This window comes from Mesorhizobium sp. B2-8-1 (assembly GCF_006440955.1).
Lineage (GTDB): Bacteria > Pseudomonadota > Alphaproteobacteria > Rhizobiales > Rhizobiaceae > Mesorhizobium.
On the sequence record NZ_VFTX01000004.1, the window covers coordinates 209675 to 227648 of the forward strand.

The window sequence follows — 17974 nt, forward strand, 5'->3', positions numbered from 1 at the left end:
TCCGGGGCGCAGAGGCCCCGGAAACGGTTGCGCGTGCCGATACTCAGTTGAGCTTCGGGTTGAGCAGCGCGTCGATCTTGGGATCCTTCATGTTGGCCTTGGTGACCAGGTTGGCGCCGGTGTCGACATTGGTCTCGACCTTTTCACCCTTGGAGGCGGCAAGTGCGGTCTTGATGCCGTCATAGCCCATCCGGTAGGGATCCTGGACGACGAGGGCGGAAATGACGCCATCGTTGAGGAACTTGATCAGCTTCTCGTCGCTGTCGAAGCCAACCAGCGCCAGCTTGCCGCCGAGGCTGTTTTCGGCGACAGCCTGCCCGACGCCCTGCGCCATGATCAGGTTGGAAGCGAAAATTCCCTTGAGGTTCGGATTGGCCGTGATCAGGTCGGTGGCGATGTTGAGGCCGGTGGTGGCCTGGCCGTCGGCATATTTGTCGGCGACCAGCTTCAGGCCTGGATACTTCGCCTTGAGCTGTTCGATGAAGCCCTGCTTGCGCTGTTCGAGCGAGCCGGCGCCAGGCGTGTTGGTGATCAGGGCAACGTCGCCCTCGATCTTGCCGCCATTGGCTTCGCCGATGGCCGCTGCGAGGCCGTCAGCGGCAACGCGGCCGCCCTGGACGTTGTCGGTGGTCAGGAAGGAGGTGAAGGCCTTGGAGTCGGCGCCGGAATCGATGCCGATAACCTTGACCTTGGCGGCGGCTTCGTCGATCGGCTTGCCGAGCGCCTTGAACTCGGTCGGCGAGATGACGATCGCCGCCGGATTGCTGGCGACGGCGTTTTCGAGGATCGAGATCTGGCCGTTTACGTCGGTCTCTGCCTGGGCGCCGAGCTCCGGCACGTTGACGCCGAGATCCTTGCCGGCCTTGCGGGCCCCGGCCAGGACGATCTGCCAGTAGAAGGACGTGGTGTCCTTGACGATGATCGGAATGGTCACGTCCGCCGCCGAAACCGGCGCTGAGTGCATGACGCCGGCAAGCATCGACGCGGCCGCCAGCGCCATGACTGCGCGGCGATTGAGAATGCTGGTCACGAATTTCATGGAATTCCTCCCTAGGTCGCCCGGTGAACGATATGGAAGCTCGGTTCGGATAGGCGTAGCCAAACAGAACTTTATCAATAAAAAACAGTTGCAATATTTTGATAGTGCATCGATCCGGTCGATGCAAGCGGTGTTTATGCCATCCTCGGGGCATGGCGGTCATGACCGCACTGGCGCCTTGCTCTCCCCACGCTGCCCGACGCTTCCGTTTCGCGTGACTAACGTATGGAATATTAATTCCATAAATTAGTCAATATAGAATGCCCGTTCCTTCTTCGGTTCGCGGGATCGTGAAGCCCCGCGATCGCACGCCTTCGCCCGGGCGGATCGGGCACTTCATGCCAATTCCTGCACTACGGTGTAGGGGCGGTATCTGGCGTAGTCCGCCTGAGGCACGTCGACATCGAGCAGTTCGAGATTGCGGGTCAGGTTCGCCAGCTTGGCGGTGCCGGTCAGCACGGTGGCGACCGAGGATTCCTGGAGGGGGAACTGGAACGCGGCGGCGGCGAGCGGGTAACCACCTTCGGCGGCGATCCGCTCCATCGCGCCGACGCGGTCGAGCACGTCACCGCTGGCGGGCTTGTAGTCGAAATGGGCGCCCTGCACCGGTCCGGTCGCCAATATGCCGGAGTTGAACACACCGCCGATGACCAGCGAAGTCTGTCGGGCGCGGCAGAGCGGCAAAAGTTCGGCTTCGGCGCTGCGATCGAGCAAGGAATAGCGGCTGGCGAGCAGGATACAATCGAGCGGCGCGCGACGCATCACGTCGAGACATATCCGGACTTCGTTGACGCCGAGCCCGTAGGCGGAAATGACGCCGGAGTTTTTCAGTTCTTCGAGCGCCTTGAGCCCACCGTCCATCAACTGGCGAAAGTGCATCTTGGTCTTCTCGACGCCATGCGTGTACACGCCGATGTCGTGCACAAACAGGATGTCTATCCTGTTTAGACCAAGCCGCGCATAGCTGAAGTCGACCGAGCGCATGATGCCGTCATAGGAATAGTCGTAGTCGAGCGCGAAGGGCAGCGGATCGACATAGGAGTGATCGGGAACCTGATCCTCCGGAACGGGCCGGAACAGGCGCCCGACCTTGGTCGACAGCACATAGGAATCGCGCGGCTTATAGCGCAGGAAGTCGCCGAAACGCCGCTCCGACAGGCCGAAACCATAGAAGGGCGCGGTGTCGAAATAGCGCAGGCCCGCCTCCCACGCGCCTTGCAACGTTTCCATCGCCGCCTCGCGCGAACAGGCGCGGTAGAGCCCGCCGATCGCGGCACCGCCGAAGCTTACTTCGGTGACCTCGAGCGCCGTCTGGCCGATGCGGCGTTTTTCCATGCACAACCTCCCCGTTGCCCGCCATTATCCGGCGCGGCAGATTCCAAGACCTCAAGCCGCAGCATTCCAGGAAAGTTCGTGGCCACTTTCCGGACTGCGCGACTTCAAAGAGCTAGAGCGTCGCGCCGAGATGCCAGGGCACGAACTCGTTGTCGCCGTAGCCGAAATCCTCGCTCTTGGTCTTGCGGCCGGAGGCCGTCTCGACGATCAGTTCGAAGATCTCGCGGCCCATGCCGGCGATGGTCTTCTCGCCGGAGGCGATGACGCCGCAATTGACGTCCATGTCCTCTTCCATCTGATGATACATGGTCGAGTTGGTGGCGACCTTGATCGACGGCGTCGGCCGGCAGCCGAAGCAGGAGCCGCGGCCGGTGGTGAAGACGATGATGTTGGCGCCGCCCGCCACCTGGCCGGTGGCGGACACCGGGTCGTAGCCGGGCGTGTCCATGAACACCAGCCCGCTGCCGGTGACCTTTTCGGCATAGCCGAAGACGCCGTTGAGCGGCGTCTGGCCGCCCTTGGCTACCGCGCCCAGCGATTTCTCCAGGATGGTGGTGAGGCCGCCGCGCTTGTTGCCGGGCGAGGGGTTGTTGTCGATCGAGGCGCCGTGCTTGGCGACGTGGTCCTCCCACCACTTGACGTAGCCGTCGAGCTTCTTGGCGATCTCGGGCGTCGCGGCGCGATAGGCGAGCAGATGTTCGGCGCCGTAGATTTCCGTCGTCTCGGAGAGAATACCGATGCCGCCGACGCCGGCCAGGATGTCTACGGCAGCGCCCAGCGCCGGATTGGCTGTGATGCCTGACATGCCATCGGAGCCGCCGCATTGCAGGCCGACGACGATCTCGCTGACCGGGATGGGTTCGCGCTTGAGCTGGCCGACTTCCTCGGCGATCTCGGCCAGCACGCCCATCGCCTTTTCGACCGATTTGCGCGACCCGCCGGCATCCTGGATGTTGAAATGGCGTTTACCGGCGGCCGCACCCTTCTGGCCGTACAGCGTGAGCTGGTTGACCTCGCAGCCGAGCCCGACCATCAGCACACCGCCGAAATTGGGATGGCGGGCATAGCCGGCCAATGTGCGGTGCAGCACCATCATCCCGTCGCCGGTGGCGCTCATGCCGCAGCCCTGGCCGTGGACGATCGGGACGAAGCCGTCGATGCCGGGATATTTTGGCAGCAGCGTGCGGTTGGCTGCGTCGGCGATGGCGTGGCAGACGGTGGCCGAACAGTTGACGCTGGCGATGATGCCGATGAAGTTGCGCGTGCCGGCGCGGCCGTCGGCGCGGCGATAACCCATGAAGGTGCGGGCGCGGTCGGCCTCGGTCGCATGCTCGGCCTCGCTTGGCGGCACCACCGGCAGGCGGCCGGCCTCGAACACCAGATTGTGCGAATGGACATGCTCGCCGGGCGCGATGTCCTGCGTGGCGCGGCCAATCGCCTGGGCATATTTGACCACGGCGGACCCGGCGGGAATCGGCTTGATCGCCACCTTGTGGCCGGGCTCGATGACGGCGGCGGCAAGCGCGCCGCCGGGCAGCGCGGTGCCGGTCTCGATGCGGCCGTTGGCGACCGCGACATTGTCGGCTGGGGACAGAAGAATTGAGTTGGAGGCGTTCACGGGCGTTTCCTGGGGTGATCCTGGGAGGCGCGGATTGACACGCGCTTGTTAAGAGTTAATGTCTTTTATCGTGAAAAAACAGTTTTGCGTCAATTGTTTTTTCCGGCAGTTCCTGTGCGGCTGGATGAGTAGCGGCGCTGCAACCGGTAAGCGAGCCCTCGGCAAAGCGATTCCGCTTTCGAAGGTGATAGGAACGTCATATTGCGCTTCAAGCCGGCCGCCGCAAGCGCCGGCCAGCGATGGGTCAGGGCATGTCGAAGAGCAACAACGTCTACAAGGATGCCTATAACAGGTGCCTCAGGCTGCTCGACGAGACGCGCAGCCTGCCTTCGGAACCGGAACTGGGTACGCTGCTCGGCGTCAGCCGCACCACGGTGCGCAGCATCCTTGCGCGCATGGAAGAAACCGGACTGATCGCCTGGAACAAGCGCGCCAAGACGGTGCTGCGTGAAACGCGCCCCGATGATTTCTTTCCCGAGGAAGAGACCGACACACTGGCCGAGATCATCGAGCGGTCGTTCATGCGCAGGCTGCTCGCCGGCGGCGCCGAGGCCGGCATGCAGATCAACGAGCTCGAACTGGCGCGCGAGATCGGCGTCGGCACCACCAGCGTGCGCGAGTTCCTGATCCGCTTCTCCCGCTTCGGCCTGATCGAGAAGCGCCGTAACAGCCATTGGGTGCTGAAGGGTTTCACCCGCGCCTTCGCGCTGGAGTTGACGGAAATCCGCGAGATGTTCGAGCTGCGCTCGGCATCGGCGTTCACCGCACTGCCGCAGGACAGCGCGGTGTGGGCCGATCTCGACAATCTCGAAGAGGAACACCGCGGCCTCGCCCGTGACATCGCCACGCGCTTCAACGAGTTCTCGGAGCTCGACGAGCGCTTCCATCGGCTGATCCACCGCGCCTCGCACAACCGCTTCATCGTCGATTTCTATGATGTCATCGCCATGATCTTCCATTACCACTACCAGTGGAACAAGGCGCAGGAGCGCGAGCGCAACGAAATCGCGATCGGCGAGCATCTGGCCTATATCGCGGCGCTCAAATCACGCGACCTGGGCAAGGTCGATGCCGCCTGCCGCAAGCATTTGAAGTCGGCGCGCCAGACGCTGCTGACCTCGATCCCCGAGAGCCGGCATCCACAGAGGCCCTGATCGCGCCGCGTTGCCGCAGCACCGATTTGCCGATTTTCCGTCTCTTGCTGCCGTGGTAGACATCTTCCGGTGATCGCTTGAAGATGCAGATGGTTTGAACAGGCAAGTCATTTGACCAAAAAGGGGAGACGGTGGAGCATTCCGGTCGCGCTTGTCGCGGCCTACCTGCTGCTGCTTCAGTCGACGCTGAGCGCATTCGCCTTCGCCACCGGACCGGCCGCCTCGCAAATCGACGCCTTCGGCAACGTCATCTGCACCCACGAGGGCACTGCCCAGCTTCCCGATGGCGGCCCGCATCCGTCGCATCTGCCGGCATGCTGCATGCTGGGCTGCAGCATGGTTTCAGCGGCCTTTGCGCCGCCACCCGATGCCGGGCTTGCGCTGGCCTCGCTTTCGTTCGAAGCCGTCGTTTTCATCTTTCCGGCGGCCACGCATCTCAATTTCGCGCGCCAGCGGTCGCCGTCGAACCCGCGCGCGCCGCCGCTTTCGGCCTGAGCCTGCTGTACGCTCGGCGGAACCTTCCGCCGGTGCTTTCATCCAAAGAACGAATCGTTCGCGACCGGCCAACGGCGCGATCCCCTATTCATGGAGCAAACCATGTCCCAAGCTTTTCATATCGCGGCGCCTCCTTCGGGCGGCCGCACCAAATTCCCGCGCCGTTTCAATGAACGTGTCGGCCTTGCCGTGCTGGCGTTTGTGCTCTTGTTCTTCGGTGCCCAGGCCGTCTGCGCGCATGAATTCAAGGCCGGCGATCTCGAAATCGAGCATCCCTGGTCGCGCGCGACACCTACAGGCGCCAAGGTGGCCGGCGGCTATTTCACCATCACCAACAAGGGCAATGCACCCGACCGGCTGCTGTCGATTTCCTCCGACGTCTCCGAAAAAGCAGAGCTGCATGAAATGGGCGTCAAGGACGGCGTCATGACCATGCGGCCGGTGACGGGAGGCCTGGAAATCCCGGCCGGCGGCAAGGTGGCGCTGGCGCCCGGCGGCTATCACCTGATGTTCATCGGCCTGAAGCGGCAACCCAAGCAGGGCGAAGAATTCGCAGCCACGCTGACCTTCGAAAAGGCTGGCGCCGTCAACGTCGAGTTCGCTGTCGAAGGCATGGGCGGTGGCATGGACGACCACGCCAATTGACCGCGCCATCCATATTGAATTCAGAGGGACCATCATGAACAAGTATCTTCTGTCGGCCGGCGCGCTTCTGGCGCTGGGGACCAGTGCCGCCTTTGCGCATGTCACGCTCGAAACACAGGAAGCGGCGGTCGGTTCGACCTACAAGGCCATCCTGCGGGTGCCGCATGGCTGTGACGGCAAGGCGACGACCGCCGTGCGCGTGCAGATCCCGGAAGGGGTGATCGCGGTGAAGCCGATGCCGAAGCCCGGCTGGACGCTGCAGACCAAGAAGGGCAAGTACGAGAAATCCTACCAGCTCTACGGCCAGGCGGTGGCCGACGGCGTCAAGGAGGTCGATTGGAGCGGCGGCAATCTGCCGGACGAATTCTACGACGAGTTCGTCTTCCGTGCGATGCTGACGGCAGACCTCCCGGCGGGTCAGAAACTCTATTTCCCGGTGGTGCAGGAGTGCGATGGCGCCGCCGACCGCTGGATCGAAATCCCGGCGGCGGGGCAGGACGAAGACGCCCTGGAGAACCCCGCGCCCGGCATCGAGCTCACGCCGAAAAAGTAAGCTCTCGCGGTGCGCTCCATTGTCCGGAGCGCGCCGCATTTATGGCAATGACATGACGGTGATATTCCCTTCCAGGACGGTTCGCGCGACCGGCAAGCTCATCGGCCGAGCTGCCATAGGGCTGCTGACCTTGGCCATGCTGATTGCCGTGGCCACGACAAATCAGGCCTTTGCGCACGCCGCGCTGATCAAGACCGATCCGGCCGACGGCGCCGTGCTGTCGCAGGCCCCGGCGCAATTCGCGCTGACTTTCAGCGAACCGGTCTCGCCACTGGTGCTGACGCTGGTGAAGCCCGACGGCACGCCCGTTCCGCTGACGTCCTTCCGCCTCAGCGACCAGACCGTCGTGATCGACGATCCGCAGGCACTTGGATCGGGCACGCATGTGCTGAGCTGGCGAGTGATTTCCGCCGACGGTCATCCGGTCGGCGGCTCTCTGCTGTTTTCCATCGGCGCGGCGAGCCAGCCGCCGGCTGTTTCCGAAGCCGTCGACTGGCAATTGCGCTCGGCGATCTGGATCGGCAAGGTCTGCCTCTATATCGGCCTGTTCCTCGGCGTCGGCGGCGCCTTCGCTCTCGCCTGGCTGGCGCGGGGTGGCCGCGCCGGACAGCGCTTCGTTGCTGCCGCAATCCTGTGCGGGCTGGTCGCGGCACCCATGTCGCTTGGCTTTCAAGGGCTGGATGCGCTCGGCGCACCGCTCTCGCATATGGCGCAGCCGGCCATCTGGACCGCCGGTCTCGGCACCAGCTTCGGCTGGACGGTGTTGATCGCGTTGATCGCGCTGGGGCTCGGCCTTTTGTCGCTGGCCGGACCGCGCGCGGCCGCCAGGCCCCTCGCGCTCGCCGGCCTGGCCGGAACGGGCCTCGCGCTCGCCGCCAGCGGCCACGCGAGTGCCGCCGAGCCACAATGGCTGACGCGGCCGATGGTGTTCCTGCACGGCGCCGGCATTGCCTTCTGGGCCGGTGCGCTGGCGCCGCTCGGACTCGCGCTGAAACGGCAGGATGCCGAAGCGGTCACGTTCCTTCGCCGGTTCTCCGCCGCTATCATGCCGGTGGTGGCCTTGCTCGCCGCCGCGGGCGTGGTGCTGGCCGTCATCCAGGTGCAAACACCCGCAGCGCTGGTCAACACCGCCTATGGCCGGCTGCTGCTGGTCAAGCTTGCGCTGCTGGTCTTCCTGTTCACGCTCGCCGCCGTCAACCGCTGGAGATTGACGGCAATGGCCGAGGCGGGGGCGACGGAAGTGCGGCGCAGGCTCACCCGTTCGATCGGCGTCGAAATACTGATCGTGCTCGCCATCTTCGGTGTTGCCGCCGGCTGGCGCTTCACGCCGCCGCCGCGGGCGCTGGCGATTGCCGCGGCGCAGCCGGTGTCGGTTCATATCCACGCGCTGAAGGCGATGGCCGACCTCAGCATCACGCCCGGCCATGCCGGGCCGGTCGCCGCCTCGATGATCATCATGACCGGCGATTTCGGGCCGCTCGACGCCAAGGAGGTGACGCTGGTGCTGTCGAAGCCGGACTCCGGCATCGAGCCGCTGAAGCGGGCCGCGACAAAGCCCGGCGACGGCAGCTGGCGTGTCGACGATCTCGTCATCCCGGTCCCTGGCCGGTGGACGGCGCGCATCGACATACTGGTCTCCGACTTCGAGATGGTGAAGATCGAGGCGCCGGTAGACATCAGGCCGTGATGGCTGTCCAACACAATTCGGCGAGGCGGTTGACGCGAGCCTGAAGGCCCGTCAATCATCCTGGCAGGATGCATCTTGGCAAAAACCCGGGCAATCGCGGGCTCGAACAAACAAGATCCGAAAGCAGGGAAGAAACATGGAAAAAGCCGAAATCGGCCTGATCGGCCTTGGCACGATGGGCTCCAACCTGGCGCTCAACATCGCCGAGCACGGGCACCGCATCGCTGTTTTCAATCGCACCAAGGCGCGTACGGATGCCTTTGTCGAGAATGCCGGCGCGCTCAGGGATATGGTTGTCCCCTGCTACAGCCTGGAAGAACTTGCCGCCGCGATCCGGCCGCCGCGTCCGATCATCATCATGGTGCTGGCCGGCAAGCCGGTCGATGAACAGATCGCCGCATTGCGCGGCGTGCTGTCCCATAATGACATCGTCATCGATGCCGGCAACGCCAATTTCCGCGACACGATGCGGCGCTTTTCCGAGCTGGCGGGCTCCGGCCTCACCTTCATCGGCATGGGCGTGTCCGGCGGCGAGGAGGGTGCGCGCCACGGGCCGTCGATCATGGTCGGCGGCACCGAAGAGTCCTGGAAGCGCGTCGAGAAGGTGCTGACGGCAATCTCCGCCAAGTTCAAGGACGAGCCATGCGCGGCCTGGCTCGGCACCGACGGCGCCGGCCATTTCGTCAAGACCATTCACAACGGCATCGAATATGCCGACATGCAGATGATCGGCGAGATCTACGGCATCCTGCGCGACGGCCTGGGCATGGGGCCGAAGGAGATCGGCGCCGTATTCGCCGGCTGGAACAAGGGCCGGCTCAACTCCTACCTGATCGAGATCACCGCCAAGGTGCTGGCGTCAGATGATCCCAAGACCGGCAAGCCGGTGGTCGACATCATCCTCGACCGCGCCGGCCAGAAGGGCACCGGCAAATGGTCGGTCATCGAGGCACAGCAACTCGGCATTCCGGCGACCGCCATCGAGGCGGCGGTGGCGGCACGCGTCCTGTCGTCGATCAAGGACGAGCGGCTTGCGGCGGAAAAAGCCTATGGCAACATCGGCGTCACCAGGATTTCGGGCGACAAGGCAGACCTGCTCAAGGATTTGGAACTGGCGCTGTTCGCCGGCAAGATATCAGCCTACGCGCAAGGTTTCGCGGTGATGAGCGGCGCTTCGAAGGCGTTCAACTGGAACCTGCCGATGCCGACCATCGCCAAGATCTGGCGTGCCGGCTGCATCATCCGATCGCAGATGCTCGACACCATGGCCGAAGCTTTCGGCAGCGGCGGCGCTTCGACCAATCTCCTGATGGCGCCGGCCTTCATCACCATGATGCAGGAGGCGCATCCGTCACTGCGGCGTGTCGTGGCCAGGGCTTCAGAAGCCGGTTCGCCGGTGCCGGCGCTCTCTTCGGCCCTTGCCTATTTCGACAGCTATCGCCAGGGCCGCGGGACCTCGAACCTGATCCAGGCACAGCGTGATTTCTTCGGAGCGCACGGCTTCGAGCGTATCGACGACAAGGGCGCCTTCCATGGACCCTGGGGGAGCGGCGCGGCTGGCTAGAACGGTTCAGCATTTCGCGGAAACGGCGAACCGCTCTATCTCTCTGTTTTTGCGCAATTTTCCTTGAGAAAGCTACGCGGGAATTGCTCTGGCGGCGCGGCTTCAATCAGCCGCGATAAGCCACAACCTCGCCCGGCGCGCTGAGCGACTGCAGCGAGCCGGGCGCCGCGCCGCCGATCCAGCCGAGCACGGCGCGGGCGAGCTCGGAACCGGCCAGCCGGAAGTTCTCGTTGACGATCAGCAGTTCCCGGCGGAACAGATGCAGCAATTCCGACGACTGCTTCGACACCACGTCGATGTCGCGGCCGAGTTTCAACCCGGCGTCCTCGACGCCGGCAACAATGGCGAGCGTGGCGGCCGCGGCGCTGCTGACGATGCCGTCCGGCCTGATGTCGCGGCGCATCAGCTGCGCGGTCCTCATCCTGATCTGCTCGATCGAGTGGTCGATCGAAACGGTGTTGAACGGCACCTCCGAGGCGCCGACTTCGCTCAGCGCGTCGGCAAAGCCGTTCACGGTGTGGCCGTGGTAGGTCAGGCCTACCGGCGGCGTCACCAGGGCCAGCCGACGCCGGCCCAGGCCGGCCAGATGGCGCACCGCCTCGGCCGCGAAGGCGTAATTGTCGAAATCATGATAGGGGTGCACGAGCCCCATATCGGTGCGGCCGTGCGTTGCAAAAGGTATGCCGCGCTCCAGCATGTAGCGGGCCCTTGGATCGTTGGGCTGCGTGCGCGAAATGATGACGCCGTCGGCGGAGCCGGTCTCGACGAGATAACGCACCGGATCCAGCGGATCCTGTGAGCGCGAGTAGGGCGTGACGATCAGATGGTAGGGCGTATCGGCGATGACTTCGGTGACGCCGTAGATGATGTCCGAGACAAAGCTCATGATCTCGTGCTCGGTGTTGAGCACGAGGCTGATGACGTTGGTCTTGCCGGTTCGCAGGCGCACGCCGGCGCGGTTCGGCCGGTAACCGATCTGCTTGGCCACGAGCTGGACGCGGCGCCTGGTCTCGGCGCCGATCTCCGGCGCGTCCTTCAGCGCCCGCGACACGGTGGTGACGCCGAGCCCGGTCATGAAGGCAAGCGTCTTCAGCGTCGGCCGCTCCCTGGCCGACGTCTCGTCATCGCTGTCCGTGCGCCGTCTGTCCATTCATCCCGCCCCGTCAGGCGCTTAGCAGCCGCCGGCCAGGCCGGCAATCGCCGCCGTCGCTCCCATGGCGCGTCTCCTTAGCTGAACAAGCCTATACTGAAACGTTACAGATTGTCACGACCGGTGTTCGACCAGGCTGTGGCCGAGGTCGAAAGTCCGCATGGGCTCGCCGCCGAAAAGCGTTGGGAATCATTAGGTAGGGCCTTTTGAGCAAGCTTCTTGCGAGCGTTCTGCCTTGCCATGTGCGATTTTGTGTATTGCGCTGCACAACGGGCTCCATCCCGAAAGGATTTTGTTCGCGGCTCGAAAAATATCGAACTGACTTTCAAGGGAAGGGTTGCGCATATCCTGCAATTGCCGTATCGAAAATCTGTAACGTTTCAGATTCTGGGAGGAAACCGAAATGCGATACAAATTCCTGACCGCCGCGCTTGCGGCGACGGTGGCGTTGAATTTTGCCGGGCCGGCGGCCGCAACCGATCTGGAAGTCACCCATTGGTGGACATCCGGCGGCGAGGCCGCGGCGGTCGCCGAACTCGCCAAGGCCTTCGACGCAACCGGCAACCACTGGGTCGACGGCGCCATCGCCGGGTCCGGCGGCACGGCGCGGCCGATCATGATCAGCCGCATCACCGGCGGCGACCCGATGGGCGCCACCCAGTTCAATCACGGCCGGCAGGCGGAAGAGCTGGTGCAGGCAGGCCTGATGCGCGACCTCACCGATGTCGCCACCAAGGGCAAGTGGACCGAGGTCGTGCGGCCGAAGAGCCTGCTCGACGGTTGTACCATCGACGGCAAGATCTATTGCGTGCCGGTCAATATTCACTCCTGGCAGTGGCTGTGGCTGTCGAACGCGGCCTTCGAGAAGGCGGGCGTGCCGGTGCCGAAGAACTGGAACGAATATGTCGCCGCCGCCCCGGCGCTGGAAAAGGCCGGCATCGTCCCGCTCGCGGTCGGCGGGCAGGCCTGGCAGGCATCGGGCGCATTCGACGTGCTGCTCGCCGCAGTGGGCGGCACGGACACCTTCCTCAAGGTCTACAAGGACAAGGATGCGACGTTCGCCGCCGGTCCCGAAGTCGCCAAGGTCTTCAAGGCGGCCGACGATGCGCGCAAGATGGCCAAGAACACCAATGTGCAGGACTGGAACCAGGCGACCAACATGGTCATCACCGGCAAGGCCGGCGGCCAGATCATGGGCGACTGGGCGCAGGGCGAATTCCAGGTCGCCGGCAAGACCGCCGGCAAGGACTATACCTGCCTTCCCGGGCTTGGCCTGAACGAGGTCATCGCCACCGGCGGCGACGCCTTCTACTTCCCGCTGCTCAAGGACGCCGACAAGTCCAAGGCGCAGGAAGTGCTGGCCGAGACCTTGCTCGATCCCAAGACCCAGGTCGCCTTCAATCTCAAGAAAGGCTCGCTGCCGGTGCGCGGCGACGTCGACCTCAACGCTGCCAATGATTGCATGAAGAAGGGGCTCAACATCCTGGCCAAGGGCGCTGTCATGCCCTGGACGGACCAACTGCTCTCGCAGGACAGCCAGAAGCAGAAGGAGGACCTGTTCTCGGAGTTCTTCGCCAAGCCCGACATGACGCTTGAAGAGGCGCAGAAGCGCTTCGCCGACATCATCGCCTCGGCCGATTGACCGCCGACGAGCCGCCTCGCTCCCGACCCGGCCACCGCAGGGCCGGGAGCGAGGCGTGCCGACCTTGCCGCCCTTACCCGATCCAGCATGGCTGCACCGATGAGCAAGAGCGAACGCCCGAGCCAACTCTTCCGCAATCTCAACGCGAAGGTCGCCTCGATCCCGATGATCCTCACCGCGCTGGTGGTGTTTGTCGGCGGCACGGCCTGGACGGTGCTTTATTCCTTCACCAATTCGAAGCTTCTGCCGCGGCTGCATTTCGTCGGGCTCGACCAGTACTACCGGCTGTGGGCGACGCCGCGCTGGCTCGTCTCGATCGAGAATCTCTTGATCTACGGCGTGCTGTCGCTCGTCTTCTCGCTGGTAATCGGCTTCCTGCTCGCCGCCCTGCTCGACCAGAAGATCCGTTTCGAGGACACGTTCCGCACCATCTTTCTCTATCCCTTCGCGCTCTCCTTCATCGTCACCGGCCTCGTCTGGCAATGGCTGCTCAATCCCGATTTCGGCATTCAGGGAGTGGTTCGCGACCTCGGCTGGACAAGCTTCAATTTCGATCCGCTCTACAATTCGAGCATCGTCATCTACGGCATATTGATCGCCGCGCTGTGGCAAGGCACCGGGCTGATCATGTGCCTGATGCTGGCCGGCCTGCGCGGCATCGACGAGGACATCTGGAAGGCCGCGCGGGTGGACGGCATCCCCACCTGGAAGACCTATCTCTTCATCATCATCCCGATGATGCGGCCGGTCTTCATAACCACGCTGGTGATCATCGCGTCGGGCATCGTCAAGGTCTACGACCTCGTCGTCGCGCAGACCAGCGGCGGTCCCGGCATTTCCTCTGAAGTGCCAGCCAAATATGTCTACGACTACATGTTCTTCGCCCAGAACCTCGGCCAGGGTTTTGCCGCCTCGACCATGATGCTCTTGTCGGTGATGATCGTCATCGTGCCGTGGGCCTATCTCGAATTCGGGGGCCGCAAGCGTGTCTGATCATGCCGTCTCCCTGGCCGCGTCCCCTGCCGCCATCCGCGCCGATGCCTCGGGGCCGAGCGGACCGAAGCCCCGGCACATGTTGTCGCGCCGCAACATCTTCCTGTACGGCACGCTCATCGTGGTGATGCTCTATTACCTGCTGCCGCTCTACGTGATGGTTGTCACCTCGCTCAAGGGCATGCCGGAAATTCGTCTCGGCAACATCTTCTCGCCGCCGGTCGAGATCACGTTCGAGCCGTGGGTCAAGGCATGGTCGCAGGCCTGCACCGGTCTCAACTGCGACGGTCTCTCTCGCGGCTTCTGGAACTCGGTGCGCATCACCGTCCCCTCGGTGATCCTGTCGATCGCAATCGCCTCGGTGAACGGCTACGCGCTGGCCAATTGGCGCTTCAAGGGCGCCGACACGTTCTTCGTCATCCTGATCGTCGGGGCCTTCATCCCCTATCAGGTGATGATCTATCCGATCGTCATCATCCTGCGCGAGATCGGCCTCTATGGCAGCCTGAGCGGCCTGGTGATCGTGCATTCCATTTTCGGCATGCCGATCCTGACGCTCTTGTTCCGCAACTATTTCACCTCCATGCCGGAGGAACTGTTCCGGGCGGCGCGCGTCGACGGCGCCGGCTTCTGGGGCATCTATCTGCGCATCATGTTGCCGATGTCGCTGCCGATCTTCGTCGTCGCCGTCATCCTGCAGGTGACCGGCATCTGGAACGACTTCCTGTTCGGCGTCGTCTATACGCGCCCCGACACCTATCCGATGACGGTGCAGCTCAACAACATCGTCAACTCGGTGCAGGGGGTGAAGGAATACAATGTCAACATGGCCGCCACCATCCTGACCGGGCTGGTGCCGCTGGTCGTCTACTTCATTTCCGGCAAATTGTTCGTGCGCGGCATTGCCGCCGGCGCGGTGAAAGGGTGATGTCGATGGCGGCAAACGGCACCAGCGTTTCGATCCAGGACCTGTCGCTGAACTTCGGCTTGGTCTCGGTGCTGCAGACGCTCAACCTCGACGTCGCCGAGGGCGAGTTCATAGTGCTGCTCGGACCCTCGGGCTGCGGCAAGTCGACCTTGCTCAACTGCATCGCCGGACTGCTCGACATTTCGGACGGCCGCATCTTCATCAAGGGCAAGAACGTCACCTGGGAAGAGCCCAAGGACCGCGGCATCGGCATGGTGTTCCAGTCCTACGCACTCTATCCGCAGATGACGGTGGAGAAGAACTTATCCTTCGGGCTGCGCGTCGCGGGCGTGCCCAAGGACGAGATCGCGAAGCGCATAGCGCGCGCCGCCGAGATCCTGCAGATCGAGCCGCTGTTGCAGCGCAAGCCCGCGGCGCTCTCCGGCGGCCAGCGCCAACGCGTGGCGATCGGGCGCGCGCTGGTGCGCGACGTCGACGTGTTCCTGTTCGACGAGCCACTGTCGAACCTGGACGCCAAGCTGCGCTCCGAACTGCGCGTCGAGATCAAGCTTTTGCACCGCAAATTGCAGAATACCATGATCTACGTCACGCATGACCAGATCGAGGCGATGACGCTGGCAGACCGTATAGCGGTCATGCGCGGCGGCGTCATCCAGCAGCTCGACGCGCCGCAGACCATCTATAACAAACCGGTCAACCGGTTCGTCGCCGGCTTCCTCGGCTCGCCGGCGATGAACTTCATCGACGGCAGGCTCGAGAAAGACGCTGGCGACTGGTTTTTCGTGGCCGACAATCTCAAGGTTCCACTCGGCACCTATCAATTCGACAAGCAACCGGACGCCGGCCCTGCCGTGTTCGGCATCCGGCCCGAGCATGTCAGCCTGAACAGCGGCACGGGCTGGCCATTCTCGACGGCGGCCAATGTCGAGGTGGTCGAACCGATGGGGTCCGACACGCTCGTGTGGCTGAAGCTTGCAAGGCAGAATTTCAGCGTCCGGGTCACCTCGGAACGGACGCCCAAAAACGATGAGGCGGTGACGGTGGGCTTCGACCCGATGCGCGCCTCGCTCTTCGATGCCCAAACCGGCAGCCGCATCTAAAGCCCGATAACCATCCCCCAAGCAGAACGGACAAAGACGATGAACTGGTCATTCCAACTTTACAGCGCGCGCAATTTCCAGCCCTGGGAAGGCGTGCTCGAGATGCTCGGCAAGCTCGGCTACACAGAGGTTGAAGGCTTCGGCGGCGTCTATGACGATCCCAAGGCCTTCCGCGCTCAACTCGACAAAAACGGCCTTGCCATGCCGACCGGGCATTTCTCCATCGATGCGCTGGAGAAGGATTTCGACGGCGTGCGCAGGATAGCTGAAGCGCTCGGCATCAAGCTTTTGATCTGCCCCTTTCTCATGCCTGAGTCCAGGCCTTCGGACGCTGCCGGCTGGCGCGGCTTCGGCGAGCGCCTGGCCAAGGTCGGCGAGACGGCGAAGAAGGGCGGCTACGGCTTTGCCTGGCACAATCATGATTTCGAGTTCAAAAAACTCGCCGACGGCTCGCTGCCACAGGATCACATCCTGGCTTCAGCGCCCGACATCGGCTGGGAGATGGATGTCGCCTGGGTGGTGCGCGGCGGCGCCGATCCGCTGCCCTGGATCGAAAGGCACGGCAAGCGCATCGTTGCCGTTCACGTCAAGGACATGGCAAGGCCGGGCGAGGGGCTGGACGAGGACGGCTGGTCGGATGTCGGCCACGGCACGATCGACTGGGCCGGCCTGATCGAGGCGCTGCGGGCCAAGAGCGCGGCCAAATATTTCATCATGGAACAGGACAATCCCAATGACATCGAGCGCTTCGCCCGCCGTTCGATCGCAACCGTAACGGCCTATTAGGAACAAGCATCATGGCAAACAAACTTGGCGTCGGCGTCATCGGCTGCGGCAACATCTCGAAGGCATATTTCTCGCTGGCGCCGCTGTTTCGCGGCATCAAGATGCGGGCTTGCGCCGATATCAACATGGACGCCGCGAAAGCGCGGGCGAAGGAGTTCAAGCTGCGCGCCGAGACGGTCGAGGACCTGCTCAAGGCCGACGACATCGACATCATCGTCAACCTGACCATTCCGGCCGTGCACTACGAAGTGTCGAAACAGGTGCTCGACGCGGGCAAGCATGTCTATTCGGAAAAGCCCTTCGTGCTTTCGGTCAAGGAGGGGCTCGACTTGAAGAAGCGGGCGGAGAAGAAGGGACTTCGCATCGGCTCGGCACCCGACACCTTCTTCGGCGGCGCGCATCAGTTGGTGCGCAACCTGATCGATACCGGCAAGCTCGGCAGGATCACCAGCGGCACTTGCCATGTCATGGGGCACGGCATGGAGCACTGGCACCCCAATCCGGACTTCTTCTTCCAGCCGGGCGCCGGCCCCGTGCTCGACATCGGGCCGTATTACATCACCAATCTGATCCAGCTGATCGGACCGGTGAAGCAGGTGGCGGCCTTCGCCACAACCCCGGCCAAGGAACGCACGATCAGTTCGAAGCCGCGCGCGGGCGAAAGGATCCCGGTCAACACGCCGACCACCATCCACGGCCTGCTGGAGTTCGAGAACGGAGCCGTGATCACGCTCAACACCAGCTGGGACGTCTGGAGCCACGGCCATGCGCCGATGGAGCTCTATGGCGAGATGGGGAGCGTGTTCGTGCCGGATCCGAACTTCTTCGGCGGCGACGTGCGCTTCACCGAAGCGGCCAAGCCGGTCAAGAAGCTGCCGAGATGGCAGCATCCGTTCGGCGTGCCCAACGAGATGCATTCGCAGGGCATGATGGCCAATTATCGCACCGCCGGCCTCGCCGACATGGCGATTGCGATCTCCGAGGGCAGGCCGCACCGCTGCTCGATGGAGCTGGCGCTGCACGCCGTCGACGTCATGACGGGAATCCTGCGCTCGGGCGAAACCGGCAAGTTCGTCGCCATGCAGACCACCTGCGAACGTCCAGCCGCGCTCGGCATCAAGGAAGCCAAGGCGCTGATGGCGAAGAAGAGCTAGATCGCGGATTATCGATAATTTTGATGAACCCTCTCCCCGTTTTCGCGGGGAGAGGGTAAGGGTTCGGGCGCAGGGCCTGCGCGTCGCGTTCGCGATGACAGTGCCCAGTCCATCCAGCTTCGAGGATTTTC

Annotated in this window: 16 protein-coding genes; 12 read left to right on the forward strand and 4 right to left on the reverse strand. The window is 63.6% G+C overall.

Annotated elements, in window-relative coordinates; translation table 11 throughout:
* Nucleotides 1-43: 43 nt before the first annotated feature.
* The 3 genes from FJ428_RS12835 to FJ428_RS12845 all read right to left on the reverse strand — a co-directional run bounded on the left by FJ428_RS12835 (nucleotide 44) and on the right by FJ428_RS12845 (nucleotide 3992).
* Nucleotides 44-1039 (reverse strand): ABC transporter substrate-binding protein, encoded by a 996-nt coding sequence (locus tag FJ428_RS12835; protein WP_140513786.1) that lies wholly within the window; start codon nucleotides 1037-1039, stop codon nucleotides 44-46.
* Nucleotides 1040-1375: 336 nt separating this feature from the next.
* Entirely contained in the window at nucleotides 1376-2374 is a 999-nt protein-coding gene (locus FJ428_RS12840; RefSeq protein WP_140522562.1) for an aldo/keto reductase, read from the reverse strand.
* Nucleotides 2375-2486: 112 nt separating this feature from the next.
* Entirely contained in the window at nucleotides 2487-3992 is a 1506-nt protein-coding gene (locus FJ428_RS12845) for an altronate dehydratase family protein (protein ID WP_140500299.1), read from the reverse strand.
* A gap of 251 nt (nucleotides 3993-4243) precedes the next feature.
* On the opposite strand from FJ428_RS12845, the gene FJ428_RS12850 reads away from it, so the two are divergent.
* The 6 genes from FJ428_RS12850 to gndA all read left to right on the forward strand — a co-directional run bounded on the left by FJ428_RS12850 (nucleotide 4244) and on the right by gndA (nucleotide 10090).
* Nucleotides 4244-5146, forward strand: a complete 903-nt coding sequence (locus tag FJ428_RS12850; RefSeq protein ID WP_140500297.1) for a GntR family transcriptional regulator — start codon at nucleotides 4244-4246, stop codon at nucleotides 5144-5146.
* 138 nt (nucleotides 5147-5284) lie between these two features.
* Nucleotides 5285-5641 (forward strand): DUF2946 family protein, encoded by a 357-nt coding sequence (locus tag FJ428_RS12855; protein WP_140500463.1) that lies wholly within the window; start codon nucleotides 5285-5287, stop codon nucleotides 5639-5641.
* A 102-nt stretch (nucleotides 5642-5743) separates the two neighbouring features.
* Nucleotides 5744-6286 carry a copper chaperone PCu(A)C gene (locus tag FJ428_RS12860; RefSeq protein WP_140816805.1) on the forward strand — a complete coding sequence of 181 codons (543 nt, stop codon included), beginning with the start codon at nucleotides 5744-5746 and terminating at the stop codon, nucleotides 6284-6286.
* Between the two features lie 34 nt (nucleotides 6287-6320).
* Nucleotides 6321-6839, forward strand: coding sequence for a YcnI family protein (locus FJ428_RS12865; RefSeq protein WP_140500293.1), 519 nt, complete (start codon nucleotides 6321-6323; stop codon nucleotides 6837-6839).
* Nucleotides 6840-6891: 52 nt separating this feature from the next.
* Nucleotides 6892-8526, forward strand: a complete 1635-nt coding sequence (locus FJ428_RS12870; RefSeq protein WP_140879529.1) for a copper resistance CopC/CopD family protein — start codon at nucleotides 6892-6894, stop codon at nucleotides 8524-8526.
* A 115-nt stretch (nucleotides 8527-8641) separates the two neighbouring features.
* Complete coding sequence (gene gndA / locus FJ428_RS12875; protein WP_281405850.1) at nucleotides 8642-10090, forward strand: NADP-dependent phosphogluconate dehydrogenase; 1449 nt, start codon at nucleotides 8642-8644, stop codon at nucleotides 10088-10090.
* A gap of 106 nt (nucleotides 10091-10196) precedes the next feature.
* On the opposite strand, the gene FJ428_RS12880 is transcribed toward gndA, so the two are convergent.
* Nucleotides 10197-11240, reverse strand: coding sequence for a LacI family transcriptional regulator (locus tag FJ428_RS12880; RefSeq protein WP_140632898.1), 1044 nt, complete (start codon nucleotides 11238-11240; stop codon nucleotides 10197-10199).
* A gap of 403 nt (nucleotides 11241-11643) precedes the next feature.
* Here FJ428_RS12880 and FJ428_RS12885 point away from each other — a divergent pair, with 403 nt between their 5' ends.
* The 6 genes from FJ428_RS12885 (at nucleotide 11644) to FJ428_RS12910 (ending at nucleotide 17843) form a co-directional block, all read left to right on the forward strand.
* Nucleotides 11644-12882, forward strand: coding sequence for an ABC transporter substrate-binding protein (locus tag FJ428_RS12885; protein ID WP_140879530.1), 1239 nt, complete (start codon nucleotides 11644-11646; stop codon nucleotides 12880-12882).
* 99 nt (nucleotides 12883-12981) lie between these two features.
* Complete coding sequence (locus tag FJ428_RS12890) at nucleotides 12982-13875, forward strand: sugar ABC transporter permease (protein ID WP_140500283.1); 894 nt, start codon at nucleotides 12982-12984, stop codon at nucleotides 13873-13875.
* Nucleotides 13868-14803 (forward strand): carbohydrate ABC transporter permease, encoded by a 936-nt coding sequence (locus FJ428_RS12895; RefSeq protein ID WP_140632901.1) that lies wholly within the window; start codon nucleotides 13868-13870, stop codon nucleotides 14801-14803. Before FJ428_RS12890 ends, FJ428_RS12895 begins: the two co-directional genes overlap by 8 nt.
* Nucleotides 14803-15903, forward strand: a complete 1101-nt coding sequence (gene ugpC / locus FJ428_RS12900; protein ID WP_181167289.1) for a sn-glycerol-3-phosphate ABC transporter ATP-binding protein UgpC — start codon at nucleotides 14803-14805, stop codon at nucleotides 15901-15903. The genes FJ428_RS12895 and ugpC overlap by 1 nt, the downstream gene beginning before the upstream one ends.
* A 39-nt stretch (nucleotides 15904-15942) precedes the next feature.
* Nucleotides 15943-16689 carry a sugar phosphate isomerase/epimerase gene (locus FJ428_RS12905; RefSeq protein WP_140500279.1) on the forward strand — a complete coding sequence of 249 codons (747 nt, stop codon included), beginning with the start codon at nucleotides 15943-15945 and terminating at the stop codon, nucleotides 16687-16689.
* 11 nt (nucleotides 16690-16700) lie between these two features.
* The gene (locus FJ428_RS12910; protein ID WP_140558368.1) at nucleotides 16701-17843 is read left to right on the forward strand and encodes a Gfo/Idh/MocA family oxidoreductase; all 1143 of its coding nucleotides are present in this window, start codon (nucleotides 16701-16703) and stop codon (nucleotides 17841-17843) included.
* The last annotated feature ends 131 nt before the right edge of the window (nucleotides 17844-17974 follow it).